This window comes from Hymenobacter amundsenii (genome assembly GCF_002204745.1).
GTDB lineage: Bacteria > Bacteroidota > Bacteroidia > Cytophagales > Hymenobacteraceae > Hymenobacter > Hymenobacter amundsenii.
The window spans coordinates 33,658-53,232 of record NZ_NIRR01000001.1; the positions used below are offsets into that span (position 1 = coordinate 33,658).

The following is a 19,575-nucleotide window of genomic DNA, read 5'->3' on the forward strand; positions in this document are numbered from 1 at the left end:
GGCTACGCAGGTCTGTCGGACCGGGGTTCACTCGCCTATACGCCCGCTATTTCAAAAGGATATTGTCGAGCTGACACTATTTTTTTTGGCCAGTATCCGCTAATCATATTAGCACCTGTTTTATCAAACCTTTCTGCCACTCCTAAGTTATGCGGCAGCCCTAATGCCAATCGGCAGCTCAACCCAGCAGACACTGCATTTCCACCGCATCCTGCCACCCTTCGGCGGTGCGCAACCACTCGCGCCGCACGCCTACCCGCTCGAACCCGGCCGCCGCGAACAGGCGCAAGCTTGCCTCATTATCGGCCCCGATGGTGCAGGAAAGCTGATGCAGGCGCAATACCTGGCGGGCGTAAGGCAACAACAACTCCAACGCAGCCCGGGCGTAGCCCCGCTGCCGGTGGGCCGCCAGCACCGTAATGCCCACCCCCGCCCGCTGGTGCAGCGGCTCGAACCCGAACAGATCGAGAGTTCCCACTGCCGCGCCGCTAGCCTGGTCTTGCAATACCAGCCGCAGCTGCCGCACCTCAAAAAAATCGACCGCCGCGTTGTCTAGGTACAGGCGCAGCACGTGCCGCGACACGGGCGCCAGCGTATCGGACACGCCCCAGACGGCCGGGTCATTTTCCAGCTGGTAGAGGAACTCCAGGTCGTCGGCTTCCAGGGGGCGCAGAGTCAGCAGGTCGGATTGGAGCATATGGGCGGTGAGTGGCAGGTCAGAAAATATATGTTAGCGGACATATACCGCCTTCATGTTGCTAATCGTTAGGCAGCTAGTTATTTTTCTTCCATCATTATCCTCCTTCCGCTATGGTTAAGCGCTTCTACTTATCCGTTATGTTACTGCTGGTTGCTACTGCCAGCGGCTACGCGCAAAGTATGCTCTACCTGGATGCGCGGCTGGGGATCAACCACAATCAAGCTGAAGGCGCTTATTTCGGCAAAGATAAGCCACCATTCAAGCCATATAGCACGCTAAAAGATATGAGCTTTGATGAGCAGGGCGTGCTGATGCTGCGGCTTCAGGTAAAAGAGACGTTCGGCATTGCTGCCGGTTACAGCGGTGGGTCGCTGGCCTGGGCATATAGCCTTCAGATGCCCCAGCAGTATACAGTTAACCCTTTTCATCCGGAATGGAAGGGACATGGAACCGGCGTATACATGCACCAGTTACCACTATTGTTCAGCAAAACATTCCGGGAAATAAACCTGCGTGAAATTGACACGGTCCGCCACACCTACCTAGCCAGCTTTCGGTTGGATGCAGTGCTGGGCGGCGGACTAAATCGCCTAGGCAACACCTGTCTGAATTGTGGAGGAGTGAGTGCCGGTGGCTTGTTTTACGATACTATCGACTTCCGCCAAACCATCATCGTGCGTCGCAAGTGGGGCGGCTTTCTGATGGGCGGCGTTACGGCCCGCTTCTACCGGTTGGGCAAGGAGCGGCTGAACCTGAGCGTTTACTATACCCAGGGCCTAACGGATATGCTGTTGGTGCCGGTGCAGTATCAGTACAATTCGCAACGCGGGGCCACTACGCTCCACATCCGTGGTTCCGGGTTTAGCGCTACGCTGGGCGTACCCATCCGGCTGAAAACGTTCGGCAAAGCACCACCGAGCTAAATAGACAGAACTATTCGCCAACCTGAGTTAATCGATGAACGAAACTGGCGCGTCGGGGGCCAACACCACCACTACTGCCACGCCGGGCGCTACCGTGGCGGCTGGCAGGCGCACGCGGATCAGGGTGGCGGCAAGCTGCACTTCAGCCTCGTAGTAGCTACCTAGGAACCGTACGGCCCGCATGATTCCGGCTACGCCCGGGTGGCCGGCGGGGGCTAAAACCAGGTTTTCGGGGCGTACCAGCAGGACGGAGCCGGGCAGCTTGCGGCTCGGGGCAGCCAGCAAAGCCCGCATGGCCGCCCCATCAAGGCGGTTGTAGTCGCCGAACAGGGCGGCCACGTACTCGCTGACCGGCTGGCGGTACACCTGCTCGGGCGGGCCCTGCTGCACGAGGCGGCCGCGCTCCAACACCATCAGCTCATCGGCCCAGGGCAGCGTGTCGGTGGGGTCGTGCGATACCAGCAGGCAGGTGATGCGGAGCTCCTCCCCCACTTCCCGAATGATGGTCTGAAGCTGCTGCTTGTGCACCCGGTCGAGGTTGGAGAAGGGCTCGTCGAGCAGTAGCAGGCGCGGGGCCGTGAGCAGCAGCCGCGCCAGGGCCACCCGCTGCTGCTCGCCACCCGAAAGCTGGTTGGTGCGCCGGGCCATGAGGCCGCTGATGCGGCAGACCTCGTACACCTGCTGGGCCTCGGCGGCGGGGCGCTTGTTGGCATAGCGCAGCACCTGCTCCACCCGTAACGATTTTGGCAAATCCGACTTCTGCGACAAGTACACGATACCCGGATGGCCCGGCACCAGCACTTCTTGGGGCCCTCGCACCCGCCGCCCCGTCAGTCGCACCTCGCCCGCCGTGGGCTGCACCAGCCCGGCAATCACCTGCAACAACGTACTCTTGCCCGCCCCCGACTCACCGGCCAATGCCAGCTTTCGGCCCAGCGGCTGCTCAAAATTGATGTTCTTCAGCACCGTCGCCCCACGTTCTTCCAGGCTGATATTAGCTACGGCCAGGAAGTCGGTATCAGGCATGAAGGGGGAATCAGGGCGGGTTATCGGAGGCAAATGGTGCTTTATACTACACTGTTCCTTCGAACACGTAGGTGGCGGGGCCACTGAGGAAAACGTTCGTGAACGAGCCGTCGGGCTTAGCCTCGAAGGCCACGCGCAGGTCGCCGCCGGGGGTGCGCAGGTGCACGGGGGTGGCCGCTCCACGCCGGGATGCTGCCAGGGCCACGGCCGTAACGCCGGTACCGCAGCTCAGGGTTTCGTCTTCTACGCCCCGCTCGTAGGTACGCACCTGCCAGGGCTGGCCGGGCGTGGCGGGCGGTTCCACGAAGTTCACGTTGGTGCCTTTTTCGCGGAACAGCTCGCCGTAGCGGAGGGCCCGGCCCTCAGCAAACACATTCAACTCGGCAAGCGTGCTGGCGGGCTGGAAGCGTACAAGGTGGGGCGAGCCGGTGTCGAGAAACACACCGTAATCTTCCACGTCCTGCTGGCCGATAACGTCCTGCATGCGCAGGTGCACGGTGCCGTCGGCATCTACGCGGGCCTCGTGGGGGCCGTCGGCGGCCAGGAAGCGGGTTTCATTGTTTATCACACCTAGCTGTCGGGCGAAGGCCACCGTGCAGCGCCCCCCGTTGCCGCACATCGAGCCCAGGTAGCCGTCGGCATTGAAATACACCATTTCGAAATCGTACTGCGGATGCTGGCGCAGCAGAATCAGGCCGTCGGCCCCAATGCCGCGGCGCCGGTCACAGAGGTGGCGCACGCGCTGGTGGTCGGCAGCATCGAACTGGTGGGCCCGGTCATCGACCATTACAAAGTCGTTGCCGGTACCCTGGTATTTGAAGAAGTGCAGCGTGGGGCTCATGGTAGCAAAGGTAGGGGTTGACGACGTAGGGGCGAGGCTTGCGCCCGCCCGCTGCTCGCACTGTTTCAACGGCTCTGTTCAATGTTATGCTGTTCAACGGCCCACATGGCGGGCGGGGGCAAGCCCCGTCCCTACGTCGTCAACCCCTACCTTTGCCCTGCATGTACACATTCCTGACCACGAGCCCCTGGGCCGACTACGAACTGCTCGACGCGGGCAATTTTGAGAAGCTGGAGCGTTTCGGCCAGCACATTCTGGCCCGGCCCGAGCCCCAGGCCATCTGGGACCCGCACCTGCCGGCCTCGGAATGGCAGCGCGCCAACGCCATTTTCACACGCGAGAAAAGCAGCCAGGAGCGCGGCCAGTGGAAAATAAAGCCCGGCACACCCGAGCAGTGGCACATCAATTACGAGCGGCCCGACGGCCTGAAGCTGCGGTTCCGGCTGGGCATGTCGTCGTTCAAGCACGTAGGCCTGTTCCCCGAGCAGGACCCCAACTGGCAGTTCATTTACAACGAAACGCGCCGCCGCAAGGCCGCCCAGCCCCGGGTGCTCAACCTGTTTGCCTACACGGGTGCCGCTACCCTGGCCGCCCGTGCCGCCGGCGCCGACGTTACCCACCTCGACTCGGTGAAGCAGGTCAATTTCTGGGCCCGCGACAATATGGAAGCCTCGGGCATCGATGGGGTACGTTGGCTGGTAGAAGACGCCATGAAGTACGTGAAGCGCGAAGTGAAGCGCGGCAGCAAGTATCAAGGCCTCATCCTCGACCCGCCCGCCTACGGCCGCGGCCCCAACGGCGAGAAGTGGCAGCTCGAAGATGAGCTCAACGAAATGCTCAAGCTCTGCCAACAGCTCCTCGACCCCGAAGACCACTTCTTCCTCGTCAACCTCTACTCGCTCGGGTTCTCGGCCCTTATTCTGGATAACTTGGTGAGCGAGATATTCCCCACGATGCGCGACAAGCGGGAAATCGGGGAAATCTACCTCCACGATGCCGGCGCCCGCAAGCTGCCGCTGGGCACATTCTGCCGGTTTGCCACCTAACTTTTTCGTTTTTCGCTGCTCGTTTTTCGTTTTTCAGCTTCTTGCGTAAGCCAGAAGCGAAAGACCGTACCGGTTATTCGGACGAGTCAAACCCAGTAAGCTAACAGAGCCGCTTGATCCGAAAAACGAATAACAAAAAAAGAACAACCCAATGACTCACCGCCGCCTCGCCCTCATCGATATGGGCACTAACACATTTCACCTGCTGATTGTGGAGTTGCCCGCAGCTGGCCAGACCCAGCCGCGCACCCTGTTGCGGACCAAAGTGGGTGTGCGGCTGGGCGAGGGCGGCATCAGCGCGGGCCGCATTGCCGAGGCTGCCTACGAGCGGGCTTTGCACGCGGTGGCCGGGTTTCGGGAAGAAATGGAGCTGCACGAGGTAACGGACGTGCGGGCCACGGCCACCAGCGCCATGCGCGTGGCCCAGAACGGCCCCGAACTGGTCAAGGATATCTTCGACCAGTCGGGTATTCAGGTGGAAATTATTGGTGGCGACCGGGAGGCGGAGCTGATTTGCGCCGGCGTGCGCCAGGCCGTGCCGCTGGGTTCCGAGCACCACCTGATCATGGACATCGGCGGCGGCTCGGTCGAGTTCATCATTGCCAATGCCACCACTATTTTCTGGAAGCGCAGCTTCGAAATTGGCGCCCAGCGTCTGCTCGACCAGTTTTTCCCGGACCCCAGCGGCGTCATTACCGCCGAGGCCGTGGCCTGGGAAAAGGAGTATCTGGCTTCCAAGCTTGCCCCGCTCACGGCCGCCCTGGCCGAGTTCCGGCCCGTAAGCCTGGTGGGCGCGTCGGGCAGTTTCGACAGCCTAGCCGACATGCAGCTGGGCCGCCTACGCTCCGAAGCCGAGCTGCCACCCTGCACCGAACTGGACCTAGCCAGCTTCCGCCGCAGCTACGCCCAACTATTGGTGCTACCCCACGAAGAGCGAAAAAACCTGCCCGGCATCCTGCCCATGCGCGCCGATATGCTGGTAGTGGCTGGCATCCTCATCGAGTACGTACTGGAGTTGACCGGCATTACCCGCATTCGCACCTCGGCCTACGCCCTCAAAGAAGGCTTGCTGGCCGAAATGCTGTAAGGCGTATCATGGTGTAGGGGCGGGGCTTGCTCCCGCCCGTCGCCCGCATCGTTTCACCGATTCCATTCTGGCGGCGGGTGGGGGCAAGCCCCGCTCCTACCTGCTCTCTCCCAGTTAGCCCATGACCACCACCCTCCCCTACGCCCAGCTTTTTACCTTCGCCGAAAACGTGTTTCGCGCCATGGGCTGCCCCGAGGAGGACGCGACGCTGGCCACCGAAACGCTACTCTCTGCCGATTTGCGGGGCATCGATTCGCACGGCGTGGCGCGGCTAATTGGCTACGTGCGCCTCTGGGAAGCCGGCCGCATCAACGTCACGCCCCGGGTGGGCGTGACGTATGAAACGCCCAGCACGGCCGTAGTGGACGGGGATGGGGGGCTGGGGCTGGTGGTAGGACCGCGGGCCATGAGGGTGGCGCTAGACAAGGCCCGGCAGGTGGGCACGGGCTGGGTATCGGTGAAGAACTCCAACCACTTCGGCATTGCCGGCTACCACGCCATGCAGGCACTGGCCCACGACATGATCGGTATCGCCATGACCAACGCCTCGCCCTTGGTAGCGCCCACCTACTCGCTGGAACGGCTGCTGGGCACCAACCCCATTGCCGTGGCTGTGCCCGCCGGCGAGCAGCCCGATTTCGTGCTCGACATGGCCACTACCACTGCCGCCAACGGCAAGCTTGAAATTGCCCAGCGCAAGCAGCAGCCCATCCCTGAAGGCTGGGCCCAGGACGCGGCCGGGGCGGGCTCCACAGATCCTAACGCCGTAAAAAACGGTGGGGCCCTGCTCCCACTTGGCGGCGCTACCGGCTCGCACAAGGGCTACGGGTTGGGCGCGGTGGTTGATATATTCTCAGCTGTGCTCAGCGGGGCCAATTACGGCCCCTGGGTGCCACCTTTCGTGGCCTTCCTGCAACCTGCCGCCAACCCCGTGGGCCAGGGGCTGGGCCATTTCTTCGGGGCTATGCGCGTCGACGCATTCCGCCCCGCCGACGAGTTCAAAGCCCACATGGACAACTGGATCAGTACTTTCCGGGCGGCCCAGGCAGTGGAAGGCCACCAAGTCCTTATTCCCGGCGACCCGGAGCGCGACACCGCTGCCATCCGGCTGATTGAAGGTATTCCGCTGCTCGGTCCGGTAATGCAGGACCTGGAAAGTTTAGGCAGCAAGTTGGGCGTGCAGTTATAGCCCAGCGTTTTCATTTAGCACCATAACCAAAAGCGCCCCTCCGAATAGAGGGGCGCTTTTGGTTATTCAAGCTTCCTGCACCGAACTGGATCAGATCATCTGGTTGGTATTGAGCAGCGTGCTCATGGCTACTTCCTCGTTCAGATACTTGGAAGAATAGCGGGTATCGGGGCCATTGATGAACATAGTGGTCTGGCCGCCGATAGATTCAATGATGGCGTCTTTCTGGTCCATGGGTAGGGCAGGGCAGCCGAGGCTGCGGCCCAGGCGGCCATTCTGGCGGATAAAATCCTCACTCACGTAATCGGCACCGTGCATCACGACGGAGCGCATGAGGGCGTTGGTGTTGTAACCTTCATCGAGGCCAGCCAGCTTGAGCGAACGGCCGTGCTTACCCACATACTCGCCCTCAGTCACATAGAAACCCAGGCTGCTCATGTTCGACTCGTTCTCGTTAGAGAAATTGGTCGCCATGTTTTCGCCGGAGTTGTGGCCGTGGGCTACCAGCGTGTGGAACTTCACCTGCTTGGATTCCAGATCGAGCACCCAAAGGCGTTTTTCGGTGGAGGGCAGACCGAAGTCGACAACCGTCAACATTTCTTTGTCACCGATTTTGCCATCTTTTTCGAGGTTGAGGTAACCAGTCATGGCCTTCTCAAATACCTCGAAACGCAGCCCCTGGTTTTCCACCTGCAAGTCGCGGTAGAGGTCGTGCAACTTCTGATCGAAGATGTGGGCTTTGGTAAAAGCAACCGAAGGAACGTGCGTTTTTACGCTCGCAGCAGCCTTGGAGGGCGTTACCGGAGCAGCTAACGGCGTGGCCATAAATAAGGCAGCCACAAAAGGTAGCACCCGACGGACCATGCGACGCGATTTTAGCTTCAGCCGCTGACGGCTAACTACACTTTTATTTTCCATCGACACAGTTATTTTTCGGTTGCAGAAAGGGGCCACGCGCACACGTCCCGCCTGAGTGACTGTATACGCAGCGGCTCCGATGACGGTTGAATAAAGATTAGTCCGACCCGACAAACCATAAACATAGCCGTTGCCTAATTGATTCCCCGGCCCAGTGTAATTGGCCAAAGGAAGACCGCTATCCGGCAATACAACATTGGTGTTTTACTATTAAATATCCCGATTTTAGATGCTCCAATTCTGCTCTTTCATGCGCACCCCGCGCCGCTGATTTTTCCACAACCAATTCCCACAATTCCCACATGCACACAAGTACCAATTCGTGGTGGCGCAAGCTCACCCTGGCCGCGGCTGCCCTTTTCGTTCTGGTTGGCCACCCGGCCCAAGCCCAAAAAGTAGTCCTGCAGGGCTACTGGTGGGACTACTGGAACACCAACTACCCCAACGGTTGGGCTAACTACATTGCCCTGCTGGCCCCGCGCCTCAAAGCCATGGGCATTGATGCCGTCTGGCTGCCGCCGAGCATCAAGAATGGCAACCAGGGCAACGGCTACTCGCCCTTCGATAACTACGACCTCGGCGACAAGTACCAGAAGGGCTTCACTGCTACCCGCCTGGGCAACAAGGATGAGCTGCTGCGGGCCGTAGCCGTACTCCACGCCAACGGCATTGAGGTGGTCCAGGACATCGTGCTCAACCACAACGACGGGGCCGGCTCCCAGACCGGGGCCGGCGGCCCCGACCCGGCCGCCTGGGAGGATGGCTCGACCAGCAAGTATAAAAACTTCCGGTACGTGAGCTACACCAAGCCCGCCACCAGCGAAACGGCCGCCAATTACTTGGCCCGCAACGGCCGCTTCGCCAAGAACTGGCAGAATTTCAATCCTAACCCCGGCAACAACTCCACCTCCGGCGACTGGAACGCGGTGTACTTCGGACCCGACGTGAGCTATTACAACGGCTCCTACGGCCAGAGCTCCAACGCCACCTTCAACCCCACCCAAACCGCCGACTACATGCGCAACAACGTGCGCGACTGGCTGGTGTGGTACAAGAAGCAGGAGGGCTTCGATGGCGTGCGGATGGACGCCGTGAAGCACTTCCCCGATTTCGCTTCCGAGGATTTCCTTTACAACCTGCAAACCAACGCCGGCTGGGCTAACGGCGGGGCCACCATGTACGCCGTGGGCGAATGGGTGGGCAGCAGCGGCCAGATGGACGGCTGGGTGGCCAACGTGCAAAACCGGGCCGGCACCTTCGACTTTTCGCTGCGTAATGCCCTGTACAGCATCGTGAGCGGGGGCGGCAACTACGACCTTGGCTCGCTACCCGGCTCCCAGCAGAACACGCGGGTGGTCAACATCAACGGCACCTATGTGCACCGTACGGTACCCTTCGTGAACAACCACGACACGTTCCGGCCCCAGCTCTCAACCGATGGCAACTACACCGGCTGGAACACTGGCTCGGAACTGGCCCCGCACATCGAGCCCTCCGACCCACGCATTTCGGCCGCCTACGCTGCCGCGCTGGCCGTCGATGGCTCGCCCCAGATTTTCTTCGAGGATTTATTCAACATTGGCAGCACCGGCAAGCGCTTCTCGCACCAGCCCACCAGTACGGTTGATCTACCTCAGCGTTCCGACATCGAAAACCTGATTTGGTGCCACCAGAACCTGCATTTCAAGGACGGTGCTTACAAAGTGCGCTGGCAGGCTGCCGACCACCTCGTGATTGAGCGCAGCACCAAAGCCATCATCGGCATCAACGACAACTTCACGACCTGGCAGAACAGCACCGTTTCCTGCGATTTCGCGCCCGGCACCGTGCTCAAGGACTACTCCGGGGCTAACGGCACGGCCACCGTCACGGTGAGCGGCTCCCAGACGGTGAGCATCAACACGCCGCCCTGCAACGGCACGGCCGCCAGCGGCCGCCGCGGCTACTCGGTGTGGGCCCCCACGGGCATCGGCACCAACTATAACCGCGCCGCCCTGGCCACCACCCAGGAGTGGGAGTTAGCCGATGATCTGGGCGACTCGCACGCTTCGTCGTTGAAGCAGGGCGGGCAACTGCCAGCCGCTTCCGTGGCCTACCGCACGGCGGGCCGTATTTACGTGGCCTCGGGCAAGACGATTACTTACACCCTCTTCCCTACCGATGCCACGCGCAGTCTGGCCATGGAGTTGGTGAGCAGCACGGGCAGCATCCTGAGTAGCAAAACCGGCACCGGCAACCTAACCGGCACCTATTCGCCCACGGCCACCGGCTGGATCACGCTGCGGGCCAAGAACGCCTCCACGGCCAACCCCGCCCAGCGCGCCTTTATCAAAGCCACCTACACCGCCCCGGCCGTGCTCACCAGCACCGCTTTGCGCGAAAGCACCGTTACGGCCACCACCACGGCCGCGCCCACCGGCACCGACCTGCTGGTGTACCCCAACCCTACCAGCGCCGAGCGCATCGATGTGGTACTCCAGACGCCCCGCGACCTGACCGCCACCCTGCGCCTGCTCGACCTCACCGGCCGCCTCGTGCACGAGCAGCGCGTGCGCCTCTACCCCGGCTCCACCGAGCAGCGCCTGAATCTGGGCCGCGCCCTACCCGCTGGCGTGTACCAGCTCAGCGTCCCGGAACTGAACCTCAGCCGGAAAGTAGTGGTGCGGTAAGTTGCCCCACTCTTTCAAGCCAAAAGAAAGCCCCGTTGGAATATTCCGGCGGGGCTCTTTCAATATAATTGTACCCTGGATGGGCGCTCTATCTACAGCAGAAAAGGGGCCGCGAGCTTGTAGCGCGAAGCTCCAGCTTCGCGTACCGTTGCCAGGCGTAAACTTGGCGATGTAGTGCGTTTCAACTTCCTACCGCCACCCCTGCGCCGCCAGTTGCCGGGCGGCCCCGGCAGCATCGAGCCACTTCGATTCGAGGCCGGGGCCGCTGAGGTAGAGGCAGCCGCCCTCACCCACGGCGCTGATGATGGCGCGGTACTGGTCGGGGGGCAGGGCGGGACAGCCGCGACTGTTGCCGGTTTGGCCGTAACGTTGCAGGTAGGCGCGGCTCACGTAATCGGCCGAGTGGAGCACCACGTAGCGGCGCAGGGCGTTGTCGTTCTGGCCCGGATCGAGGCCGCGCAGGCGGCGCGAGAGGCCGTGTTTGCCCTGGTAGGTATCCTGGGTGCGGTAGAAGCCCAGAGCTGTGCAGGCCGATTTGATGGTGTTGGAGAAGTGCCGCGCCCGCAGCTGCCCCGAGCCGCGACCGTGAGCCACCGGGCTGCGGTGCAGCACGGTACCCGCCCGTAAATCGAGAACCCACAAGCGGGGTTCAGAAGAAGGCAGATCCATATCGGCTACAGCCAGCACACCGGGGCGACTGATTTTACCGGCTTGGCGCAGATTGAGGTAGCCCACGCAGGCCCGCTCCAATACTTCGGGCCGCAGCGCGGCAGCCTCCGAGCCAAGCTGGCGGTGCAGCTCCGCTACGGCCGCGTGCAGTTGCGTCGGCACGTTTTCCAGGGATGCCACCGGCGTGAGGGCCATCGAATCGGGCACCGCGGGCGTAGCGGCAGCCCGGAAAACGGAATCAGCCGCGGCTGCCCGCACAGACGGGATGGAGCGCGCCGGTACTTCGCCCCCGGCCGACTGGCAGCCCGATAATGCGCTGCTTAGCCCGAGGGCCAGCCCCAAAAGTGAAGAATAACGGCGGCAGGAACGGGCAGACAGTTTCAGGAAAGACATGGGCAACGGCGGAATGGTCGCCAAAATCCGCATTTAGGACGCCGGATGCAAATACAATCTGCCGTATTATGGTTGGTGTGGCCGGGCTGATTCGGCGCCGACGCAGGCCGAGTCAGGTAGGGTCAACCGCTCAGCGCCGCGACACGAAGCAAAGTGCTTCGGTTGTCGTTGTCGGTAAAGCAAAAAATCTGCTTCCTGGCTTAGGAAGCAGATTTTTTGGTTACCAGCGCTTGCCGGAGGCGTAGGGCGTGGAGCGGGCATGGGTGCGGCAATGGGACTGGGCCTTAAATTCCTGGCTGCGGCGTTGCGCCCCCAAGGGTGGCACGGGTGGTCCGCCGGATTCAAAGACGGGCTCGATGCTACTGGCGGTCAGCGTTTGCTGCACTATGGCCTGGATAGCGGAAGAAGTAGAAAGGGAGAAGAAAGACATGGTTTAGGAAGTTGAAAGTGAAAAATTGGGGAGCCTATCGGTGCGGTTGCCGCAACACATGGGGCGTTGGCGCATCCCGGCGGCTCCCCATTGGATATAGCTGAGCACTACCGTTTCCGACGGCGGCCCGCAGCTTAGAAAAATACGCTGACGTTGAGCTTGGCGTAAAACGGCGTGCCCGGCGTGAAGTGCAGCTCATCCACGGAAGTGCCCAGCGGCTCGGAACGCAGCCGAGTTTCAGTGGCAAACTGGGCTTGGTTCCACTCTACGTTGAGCAGGTTTTCGGCCGTGGCCCCCACCTGAAAACGCTTGGTGGTGTAGTTGACTACGGCGTCGAGCAGGAAATAACCCTGAGCCGTGATGCTGCCCTCGTCGTTGGCAGGCCGGTCGTCGATGTAACGGTAGCGCAGGCTGGTGTTGAAACCTTTGGGAGCTTTGTAAGTGAGGCCAGCCACGCTGGTCAAGCTGGGAGCCAGTGGAATGAAGTTGGCACTTTCGGGGGCATCCACCTGCCGGCCGCGGTTGAAATTCACGTCCAGATCGGCAAAGAGGCGGGGGGTGACTTGGTAGCGGGCGGCCAGGTCGAGGCCAAAGCGGCGGGTAGGCCCGGTGCTCTCCGTAATGCCCTCGTCGCCGATGTACACCAGCTCATCCTGCAGGTGCAGGGCCCAGGCAGCCACGTTCACCACCAAGCTGGGCATGGGCTTGAAAGTACTGCCCGCCTCATAACCGATGGCCCTGGGCAGCACGTTGTCGTCGGCGGTGCCGCGCACCACGCCCCGCGCATCATTGGAGTGAAACCCGAAGCCCGAGCGCACGAACAGCTGAGCGTTGAGGCTGAACTGGTAGTAGAAGTTGAGCTTGGGCGACACCCGCGCCGCCGTGGCCCGCCCCGACACGGCATCCGTAGCATCGCGCTGGTCTCGGTAGCGAAAGCGAAACACGTCGAGCCGCAGGGCGGCGTTCAGGGTCAGACGCTCAGTCAGGGTTAGGGTTTCGTCGAGGTAGGCGTTGAAGTTCTGCTCGTTCACCCGCCCACTAATGGTGGTATCGGTCACCACGCGCCGCACGGCGCTAAGCAGGGTTACGTCGGTGGCATCGATGCGCGTGCCCACCCCGAAGGTGGTGTGCAGCGAGCGGCTGCCGAGCTGGGTGTCGCGGTCGTAGGTGCCGGTGTAGCCGACAATGTCGCGGTGGTCAGTCTGATAGATTTCGTCGCCGTTTTCGGGATTGTTGAGGAAAAAAGTGAAGTTGGAGTACAGCCCGAAGTTGTAGCGCGAGTAGTACGCCTGTTGGCGCAGCACAGCGTCGCCAGGCAGAGCCGTGGTCAGGATAGCCGAGGCGTTGGTGCGGTTGGTGCGGCCGCCCTCGCTGGGGTCGATGCTGCCAAAGCGGGAAATAATACCCTGCTCCACGCCCCGCTCAGGAATCTGGCCGCTGGCGTTCCAGTTGGAAGTGAAGTGCGAGCCCAACAGCGTAAGCGAGGTTCGGTCGGTGAGCAGGCCGGTGTACTTGGCCAGTCCGTTGAAGCGCTTGAAGCTCTGGGGCTGGTCGAAGTAGGCGTTGGTGTACAGGTACTCGGCCGCCACGTAGGCGCTTTCCGACTTCTTGGAAAACAGGTGGCGCTTGTCGTTACCCAGCAAATCCAGCATCACCAACCCGCGGTAGGTATCGAACTGACCTACTTCCATCTTCACCTGGCTGGCATCAAGCCGGGTTTTGGTGAGGAACTCGCCCGCGCCGGCCGTGGCAAAGTCGCCGAATCGGGCCGTGTACGGGCCTTTATATACTTTCAGCTGCTCCACCGTTTCGGGGATAACGAAGTGGAAGTCGGCGTAGCCCTGGCCGTGGCCGTGGCTCACCATGTTCACCGGCAGCCCGTCGATGCTCACGGCGAAGTCAGTGCCGTGGTCCACGTCGAAGCCGCGCAGGAAAATCTGCTCGGCCTTGCCGCCGCCCGCATGCTGGGCAATAAACAGGCCCGGCACCAGTCGCAGCAGGTCCTGGGCCGAGTTCACGGGCCGCAGTAGCTTATCGATATGGCTAATGGCGGCCAGGCTCTGGTTGGGGTCGCGGGGCTGGTTCACGGTCACCTCGCTCAGATTGAGTGCCATTGTGGGCAAGGCTAGGGCCACAGCGCGGTTTTCGCCCGCGGCCAGGGTCAGCGGCAGTGTCTGGCCCCGGTAGCCCAGCGCACTTACCCGCAGCGTGTAGGTGCCGGCCGCAATGCCGCCGAGCCGGAAATTCCCCAGCGCATCGGTGGCCGTGCCGCCGGACTGGCCTTCCAAGCCTACGCTCACACCCGGCAGGGGCTGGCCCGAGAGTGAATCGGCCACGGTGCCACGCAACACAGCGGTGTTCTGGGCCTGGGCTTCGAGCCCAAACCCACACGCGGCCAGCATAATGCTGGTCGCAATCCAATAAAAAAGGCGCATATGTGCAGCCACGAGGCGACGCGCTGCCTACTGGCAGCACGTCTGAGTCAGAAGATAAATTGACAGCGGCCCACGCTCGTGGCGCGACCTCCAGAGCTCTTTATGGGCTCTGCTACAACTTATCCGCGACGGGGCGGCTGCTTAACTACTGGCCGGATGCCGACGGGCACCCGCGGCGCGGCGGCCGGGTGGTACGTAAAATAATGCGGAAAGTGCCGCGCTTGCAGACGGGGCACTTCGGGTAGGCAGTGCAAATCGATGCTCTTGAACGACGCTAGCAACTGGGCTGGCGTGCTATGTTCGGGTTGCGCCTGTACCGCCGACTGGTCGCCATTACAGGTGTCGAAGCAGTCGAGGCGCAAGTAATTCTCGTGCTGGCAGGCGGCGCTGTGCACATACGGATGCGCCGCCGATGGCCCCACTGGCTCCGGCCGCCCAACTAGGCCCGCACCCAACCCTCCCAGATAGGGCAGCAAGAGCAGCAGAAGGAGCAGGTGGCGGAGCATTTTAAGGGTCAGTGTATAGCTAAGGGCAGCAAAGTATTAGAGGTGCTTCGCCTTCGCTTGGCATGAGAATTCTTTTTTCGTCCTACTGGCTCAACTCAGCCGTTCGAACGTCCAGTAGGCGGCCATCAGGCCGATGGCTACGGAGGCTGGCACCAGCACCCGGCGCTTATACCAGGGCTTGTCGGCCGCCCAGCGGCCGATGAGCAGCCAAGCCAGCAGAATTACCGAAATCTGGCCCAGCTCGACGCCCACATTGAAAGCCACCAACGACTCTACGAACATGTTGCGCGGCAAGCCCAGGCTAGTCAGGGCTCCGGCAAAGCCCAGGCCGTGGAGCAGTCCGAAGCCGAACACCACCACAATCCGCCACGGGTTAATCTTGGCCACCACAATATTCTCGATGGCCACAAACAGAATGGAGAGGGCAATGAGCGGTTCTACCAAACTAGTCGGCGGCGATACCACACCATACATGGCCAGCCCCAAAGTAATCGAGTGCGCCACTGTGAAGGCCGTGGCCTGCCACAACACCGGCTTCAGGCGTGGTTCCAGCAGGTACAGACTCAGCACGAACAGCACGTGGTCGAGGCCCAGGGGCAGGATGTGGGTGTAGCCGAGTTTGAGGTAGGTAAAAAAAACGTCGGTTCGTGAAAGCTTGCTCAGGTCAGCATCGATAACGTGCGCGGCAGCTAACCCCGGCAGCAACAGCAGCCCGGCCACAGCCAGCAACACACGAAACGGACGAGCAGAGCGCATCAGGGGCGTAAGGAGAGGTGATTTCAGGAGGCGCAAAAGCTAAACTGGTTATGCTAACGGCCAAGGTATGGCGTCTCTACCGGACAGCCAGCAGCTTACGGCCTTCGTCGGCGAGGTCGACTGAGAGATAAGGATTAATGGCCAACGCCTCTTTAATGAGGGCTTGCCCCTCGGCAGACTGTCCGTTGCGGGAGGCAATCAGCCCGGCCCGGCACAGCAGCACGGGGCTTTTAGAATTGGTGCGGCGGGCCGCTTTCATATAGGTAGCAGCTTCCGGAAACTCGCCACGCTTATAATGAACCCATGCCATGGTTTCATTTACGTCGATGTTGTCCGGACGCCGGTCGTATTCAATTTTTGCGTGCTTGAGGGCATTGTCCAGCTCCCCGGTTTTGAGGTAGGCGTAAGCCAGCTCCCGGTCAGCGTAGTGGCCCATAGCCTCGTTGTTTTCGGCTTCATCAGCAGCAGCAGAAAGCATGTCAATGGCCTCGCGGGCCATTTTCTTCGATTTAAAGGGCTGATTGTTCTGGTGATAGAGGTCAGCCAGCTCATCGGCGAAGGCGTAATCCTTCACCGTGCTGCGGGCCTGTTCCAAGTACTTGATGGCCTCCGGGTAATTCTGGCGGGCCTGCTCCACCCGGCCCAAACCCGCGAGGGCGTAGGCGTAGTGCGGCCGGACCTTCAGGGCATAGCGGTAGGCTTCTTCGGCGTTTTTCAGGTCGCCGGTGGTTTCGTAGAGGTGGCCCAGCGTTACGCGTGCCCACTCAGTCTGCTCCAGGCCAATGTAGCCGGCCTGCACGGCCATCTGCATGGCCTCAATAGCCCCGGGCAGGTCGCCATGGATTTCACGCAGGTACGATACCCGCGAATAGGAGCGCAAATCGGGGCGCACCTGATTCATTTTATCAGCCATTTTGATGGCTTCCGGGTAACGGCCCAGCTCCACGTTGGCATCGCAGAGCAAGCCGTACACGAAAGCGTTGTTCGAGTTCACCGCCACCGCGTGCTCGGCCACGGCCAGTCCTTCCGAAAAATGGTGCTGGGTCAGGCTTAGCGAGGCCTTGCAGCACAGGGCCTCAAAATTGTCACGGTCATCGCGCAGGGCTTCATCGAGCAGCTGCATGGCTGCTGTGTCGTAGTAGGGGTGGTTGCCAGTTACGCGGGCTTCCTGCATGTAAGCCTGGGCCAGCAGCACCTTGCTTTTGTTGTCGCCGGGCTTGGCCCGTAACTGGGCTAGCAGCCCCTGAATGGCGGCTTTGGTGTTCAGCCATTCACCACCAGCCGCTAAGTCGCCGTGCCGCTCCCGCAGCTGCGGAACCGGGTCGGGCTTCTGGGTCAGGAAAATGGCCGCACCAGCTGCTACAAACAGCACGATGAGCAGAGAGTAGATGTATTTTCTCACGAGATTGAGTTGGTTGAAGGTGAGGTAGAGCAAGAAAGGGAACTGACCGCGAAGCCAGTTCCCTTCTTCGTCATTGGCAAGATAGCCGAACTCACCCAGGGCCCGGCTATCAACCCGTCATCAACCGGCCGACTCACCATGGGTGAATGAGCCGGTCGATTCAGTACGGGCTTACTTTGTCACAACCAGCTTCATGGATTGTAGCACGGTATTACCGGTAGCAATCGTGAGCACGTAGGTGCCTGCCGCTACTTCCGGACCAGCTTTCCAAACCTGGTCGTAAGTACCAGGCTTGTGCTGACGGCCATTCATGAGCGTGGCTACCCGACGACCCGTCAGATCACTCACGAACATAGAGAGCGGCGCCTTTGTGGCCACTTCGTAATGCACAGTGGTGCTTTCGCTGAATGGGTTAGGATAGTTCTGCGCGGCGGCTACTACTTCGGGCTTCAGGCTAAAGCCGACGGCTCCTAGCTGCGAAGTAACCGTGGTCTGGGCCTTCGTACCGGCCCAGGGTAGCTGTGCGTAGGGGAAGCCCGAGCGGAACGTGGTGTCGTTCTTCTCAACGCCCGTGCGGAAGGTCAGCACGTTGGTCAGGCCGTTAGCCGATTCGTAGGGCAGACCAATGGCAGCCAGCACTACACCACCCACGGCTTGCAGCTCAATGCGCACTATGTCATCCTCCAGACGACGACCGTTTGGGAAGCCGTCCATGTTCGGAATGAATTCCAGATTGGCGTTCGTATTGTAGCGCGTGTCGGTCAGGCCCAGTACCGCCGCGGCCAGCAGGCCTTCGGAGCTGAAGTCGGCCGAAGAGCGCGACGTTGTGGGCACAGCCATGTTCAGGCGCAGCATATCTCCACCGATACCGGCGGCGGTGGTGGTGCTCTCGATAAGCGGCAAGAAGTTATTGATGAACGGCTTACCAGCTGCCAGCGGGTTACCCATAGGTTTGCCGGTTGCCAACTGATACGGCCGTACGTTTGGTACCCCCGTGTGGAAGATAGGCAGTAGGTCTACTGAGCGAGGCTTGCCCGCACGAAGCAGGTATTCGCCGTAGCCACCATTGGCCACCTTGGCGAAAGCCGTGCCGTTTACATCAGCGGCCGGAGCATTCAGCAGGCCCGAAAGGCCAGCTTTTCCGTTAGCGAAGTCGTACATGTTCAGCGAGTTGCGCTGAATACGTAGGGGAGCCAGACCGGGGACAGAAGTACCGAAATAACCATCACCTTCAGCCATGTACAGGCCCAGCTCAGGGTTGGAGAGGTAATCTTCGGTCGAGGCCTTCTCCGTATAGGGAGTGTTCGAGTTCCAGGCATCCTTCGCGCCGATGGGCACGATAACCTCGTTCGTCAGCGGCATGCCCAGGCGCGATACCTGCACATAATCGCCGGAGTGCGTGCGCGTGCCATCGGTGTTGATGGTACGCATCGCGGGGCGGCTGGCCGAGGCCCACACACCAATGACGTAGTTGCCGTCGAGGATGTTGGCGGCCTGCGCGCCAGTCTTGCCATCCTTCTGCAGCTTATTGATGGGGATTTGCAGGGCGATGGTGTGCGTGTTCTTGCGGGCCAAGCCGTCGGGGGCCTTGGCGGGCCGAATATTGGCCAGATCGAAGATACCACCTAAGTCCGCGAAGAACGGGTCATCGACCGGGCCGCAGTACACCTTAATATCGCCGTCCACAGTCTGGATGGCGTCGGTAAAGAGCTTCTCGTAGCTGGGGGCATTTAACCCAACTGGCATGGTGATGGAGCGCGGGCCGATGTTGGGCGGCGGAACTACCCCGTCGGTCTTGAGCTGAGTGAAAGCGCCGCCATTGACGCTGCGTTCCATGGTGTAGCTCGCCTTTAGGTTCTGCTTCCCCAGCCGAATGTTGAAGAACGTGGTTGGGTCCTCATTCACCCGCTTGAAGGTGAAGCGGTAGGTGATGTCGTCGGCATTCACCCGCTTCTCATCCCCAGGAGTAGCACCCGAGTTTTTGATGTGAATCTCGTAGCGGATGTTTTCGCCGAACGTGTTATAGTTCGGGCCGCCCTGGGGCAACTCCAACGGAATGTAGTTGGCGATGACGTTGATCATCTCCGCGTTGTTGGGGTCGCGGAAAGCGTACACATCGGTGTTGTCGGCCAACGGGTCGTCGGCAATCAGCGGAGCTTCGCGGTGGCTGGAAGCTTCTAGGGGGGCGTGTTGTCCACTCCAGGCTAGCAGAGCGGCCACGGTGGTGGCAGCCAGTGCGATAGGGAGAATCGGACGCGTAAACGTTTTCTTCATGATAAAAATAGGTTGGAAAAGGGTGAAAAAAACTGCCTTTCAACGGACAGCACAAGAGTTACGCAAAGCTTGGTGAGAGCCTGTAAATGTTGGGTGAGCTAGTGATTGGCGTGTAGTGAGGTGGCACCTACTCCAAAGGCCTCAATAGAGGAGGAAACAGATACTACTAAGTGTTCCTACGGAGTAGATCTTTTCCGTGGTTTTTGATTGCCATAATCATGTACAATTATTTATCTAGGTATCAGAAAAATAGTTCCTTTCCTTGACTATCAGTCACAGAAACAGATTTTCAGGCCTAAATGCATCTCAAC

At 60.7% G+C, this 19,575-nt stretch carries 16 protein-coding genes and 1 pseudogene; 5 read left to right on the plus strand and 12 right to left on the minus strand.

Annotated features, from left to right (window positions below):
- Positions 1–178 precede the first annotated feature (178 nt).
- Complete coding sequence (locus tag CDA63_RS00135) at positions 179–697, minus strand: GNAT family N-acetyltransferase (RefSeq protein WP_088462422.1); 519 nt, start codon at positions 695–697, stop codon at positions 179–181.
- Between the two features lie 140 nt (positions 698–837).
- On the opposite strand from CDA63_RS00135, the gene CDA63_RS00140 reads away from it, so the two are divergent.
- Positions 838–1,623 (plus strand): hypothetical protein, encoded by a 786-nt coding sequence (locus tag CDA63_RS00140; RefSeq protein ID WP_126546656.1) that lies wholly within the window; start codon positions 838–840, stop codon positions 1,621–1,623.
- 27 nt (positions 1,624–1,650) lie between these two features.
- On the opposite strand, the gene CDA63_RS21950 is transcribed toward CDA63_RS00140, so the two are convergent.
- The 3 genes and pseudogenes from CDA63_RS21950 to dapF all read right to left on the minus strand — a co-directional run bounded on the left by CDA63_RS21950 (position 1,651) and on the right by dapF (position 3,490).
- Positions 1,651–2,037 carry a TOBE domain-containing protein gene (locus tag CDA63_RS21950; RefSeq protein WP_449404433.1) on the minus strand — a complete coding sequence of 129 codons (387 nt, stop codon included), beginning with the start codon at positions 2,035–2,037 and terminating at the stop codon, positions 1,651–1,653.
- A gap of 141 nt (positions 2,038–2,178) precedes the next feature.
- Positions 2,179–2,649 (minus strand): annotated as a pseudogene (locus tag CDA63_RS21955) (ATP-binding cassette domain-containing protein); the annotation flags it as partial.
- Between the two features lie 46 nt (positions 2,650–2,695).
- Complete coding sequence (gene dapF / locus CDA63_RS00150) at positions 2,696–3,490, minus strand: diaminopimelate epimerase (protein WP_088462425.1); 795 nt, start codon at positions 3,488–3,490, stop codon at positions 2,696–2,698.
- Positions 3,491–3,651: 161 nt separating this feature from the next.
- Here dapF and CDA63_RS00155 point away from each other — a divergent pair, with 161 nt between their 5' ends.
- The 3 genes from CDA63_RS00155 to CDA63_RS00165 all read left to right on the plus strand — a co-directional run bounded on the left by CDA63_RS00155 (position 3,652) and on the right by CDA63_RS00165 (position 6,812).
- Entirely contained in the window at positions 3,652–4,536 is an 885-nt protein-coding gene (locus CDA63_RS00155; RefSeq protein WP_088462426.1) for a class I SAM-dependent methyltransferase, read from the plus strand.
- A gap of 151 nt (positions 4,537–4,687) precedes the next feature.
- Entirely contained in the window at positions 4,688–5,623 is a 936-nt protein-coding gene (locus CDA63_RS00160) for a Ppx/GppA phosphatase family protein (RefSeq protein WP_088462427.1), read from the plus strand.
- A gap of 121 nt (positions 5,624–5,744) precedes the next feature.
- A complete protein-coding gene (locus CDA63_RS00165) occupies positions 5,745–6,812 on the plus strand; it encodes an Ldh family oxidoreductase (protein ID WP_088462428.1) in 1,068 nt (355 codons plus the stop codon).
- Positions 6,813–6,902: 90 nt separating this feature from the next.
- On the opposite strand, the gene CDA63_RS00170 is transcribed toward CDA63_RS00165, so the two are convergent.
- Positions 6,903–7,637: a murein L,D-transpeptidase catalytic domain family protein gene (locus CDA63_RS00170; RefSeq protein WP_242434500.1), complete on the minus strand. Its 735-nt coding sequence runs from the start codon at positions 7,635–7,637 to the stop codon at positions 6,903–6,905.
- Positions 7,638–8,032: 395 nt separating this feature from the next.
- Here CDA63_RS00170 and CDA63_RS21510 point away from each other — a divergent pair, with 395 nt between their 5' ends.
- Complete coding sequence (locus tag CDA63_RS21510; RefSeq protein WP_088462430.1) at positions 8,033–10,399, plus strand: alpha-amylase family glycosyl hydrolase; 2,367 nt, start codon at positions 8,033–8,035, stop codon at positions 10,397–10,399.
- 189 nt (positions 10,400–10,588) lie between these two features.
- Here the strand turns inward: CDA63_RS21510 and CDA63_RS00180 are convergent, their stop codons facing one another.
- The 7 genes from CDA63_RS00180 to CDA63_RS00210 form a co-directional block, all read right to left on the minus strand.
- Positions 10,589–11,461, minus strand: coding sequence for a murein L,D-transpeptidase catalytic domain family protein (locus CDA63_RS00180; protein WP_165768129.1), 873 nt, complete (start codon positions 11,459–11,461; stop codon positions 10,589–10,591).
- Between the two features lie 220 nt (positions 11,462–11,681).
- The gene (locus CDA63_RS00185) at positions 11,682–11,891 is read right to left on the minus strand and encodes a hypothetical protein (protein WP_088462432.1); all 210 of its coding nucleotides are present in this window, start codon (positions 11,889–11,891) and stop codon (positions 11,682–11,684) included.
- Positions 11,892–12,025: 134 nt separating this feature from the next.
- On the minus strand, positions 12,026–14,326 hold the full coding sequence (locus CDA63_RS00190; RefSeq protein WP_088462433.1) for a TonB-dependent receptor: 2,301 nt from the start codon (positions 14,324–14,326) through the stop codon (positions 12,026–12,028).
- Positions 14,327–14,445: 119 nt separating this feature from the next.
- Positions 14,446–14,832, minus strand: coding sequence for a hypothetical protein (locus tag CDA63_RS00195; RefSeq protein WP_088462434.1), 387 nt, complete (start codon positions 14,830–14,832; stop codon positions 14,446–14,448).
- A gap of 90 nt (positions 14,833–14,922) precedes the next feature.
- Positions 14,923–15,588 carry a HupE/UreJ family protein gene (locus CDA63_RS00200; RefSeq protein WP_088462435.1) on the minus strand — a complete coding sequence of 222 codons (666 nt, stop codon included), beginning with the start codon at positions 15,586–15,588 and terminating at the stop codon, positions 14,923–14,925.
- Positions 15,589–15,664: 76 nt separating this feature from the next.
- A complete protein-coding gene (locus CDA63_RS00205; protein ID WP_088462436.1) occupies positions 15,665–17,023 on the minus strand; it encodes a tetratricopeptide repeat protein in 1,359 nt (452 codons plus the stop codon).
- A 138-nt stretch (positions 17,024–17,161) separates the two neighbouring features.
- Complete coding sequence (locus CDA63_RS00210; protein ID WP_088462437.1) at positions 17,162–19,264, minus strand: DUF4331 family protein; 2,103 nt, start codon at positions 19,262–19,264, stop codon at positions 17,162–17,164.
- Between the last annotated feature and the right edge of the window lie 311 nt (positions 19,265–19,575).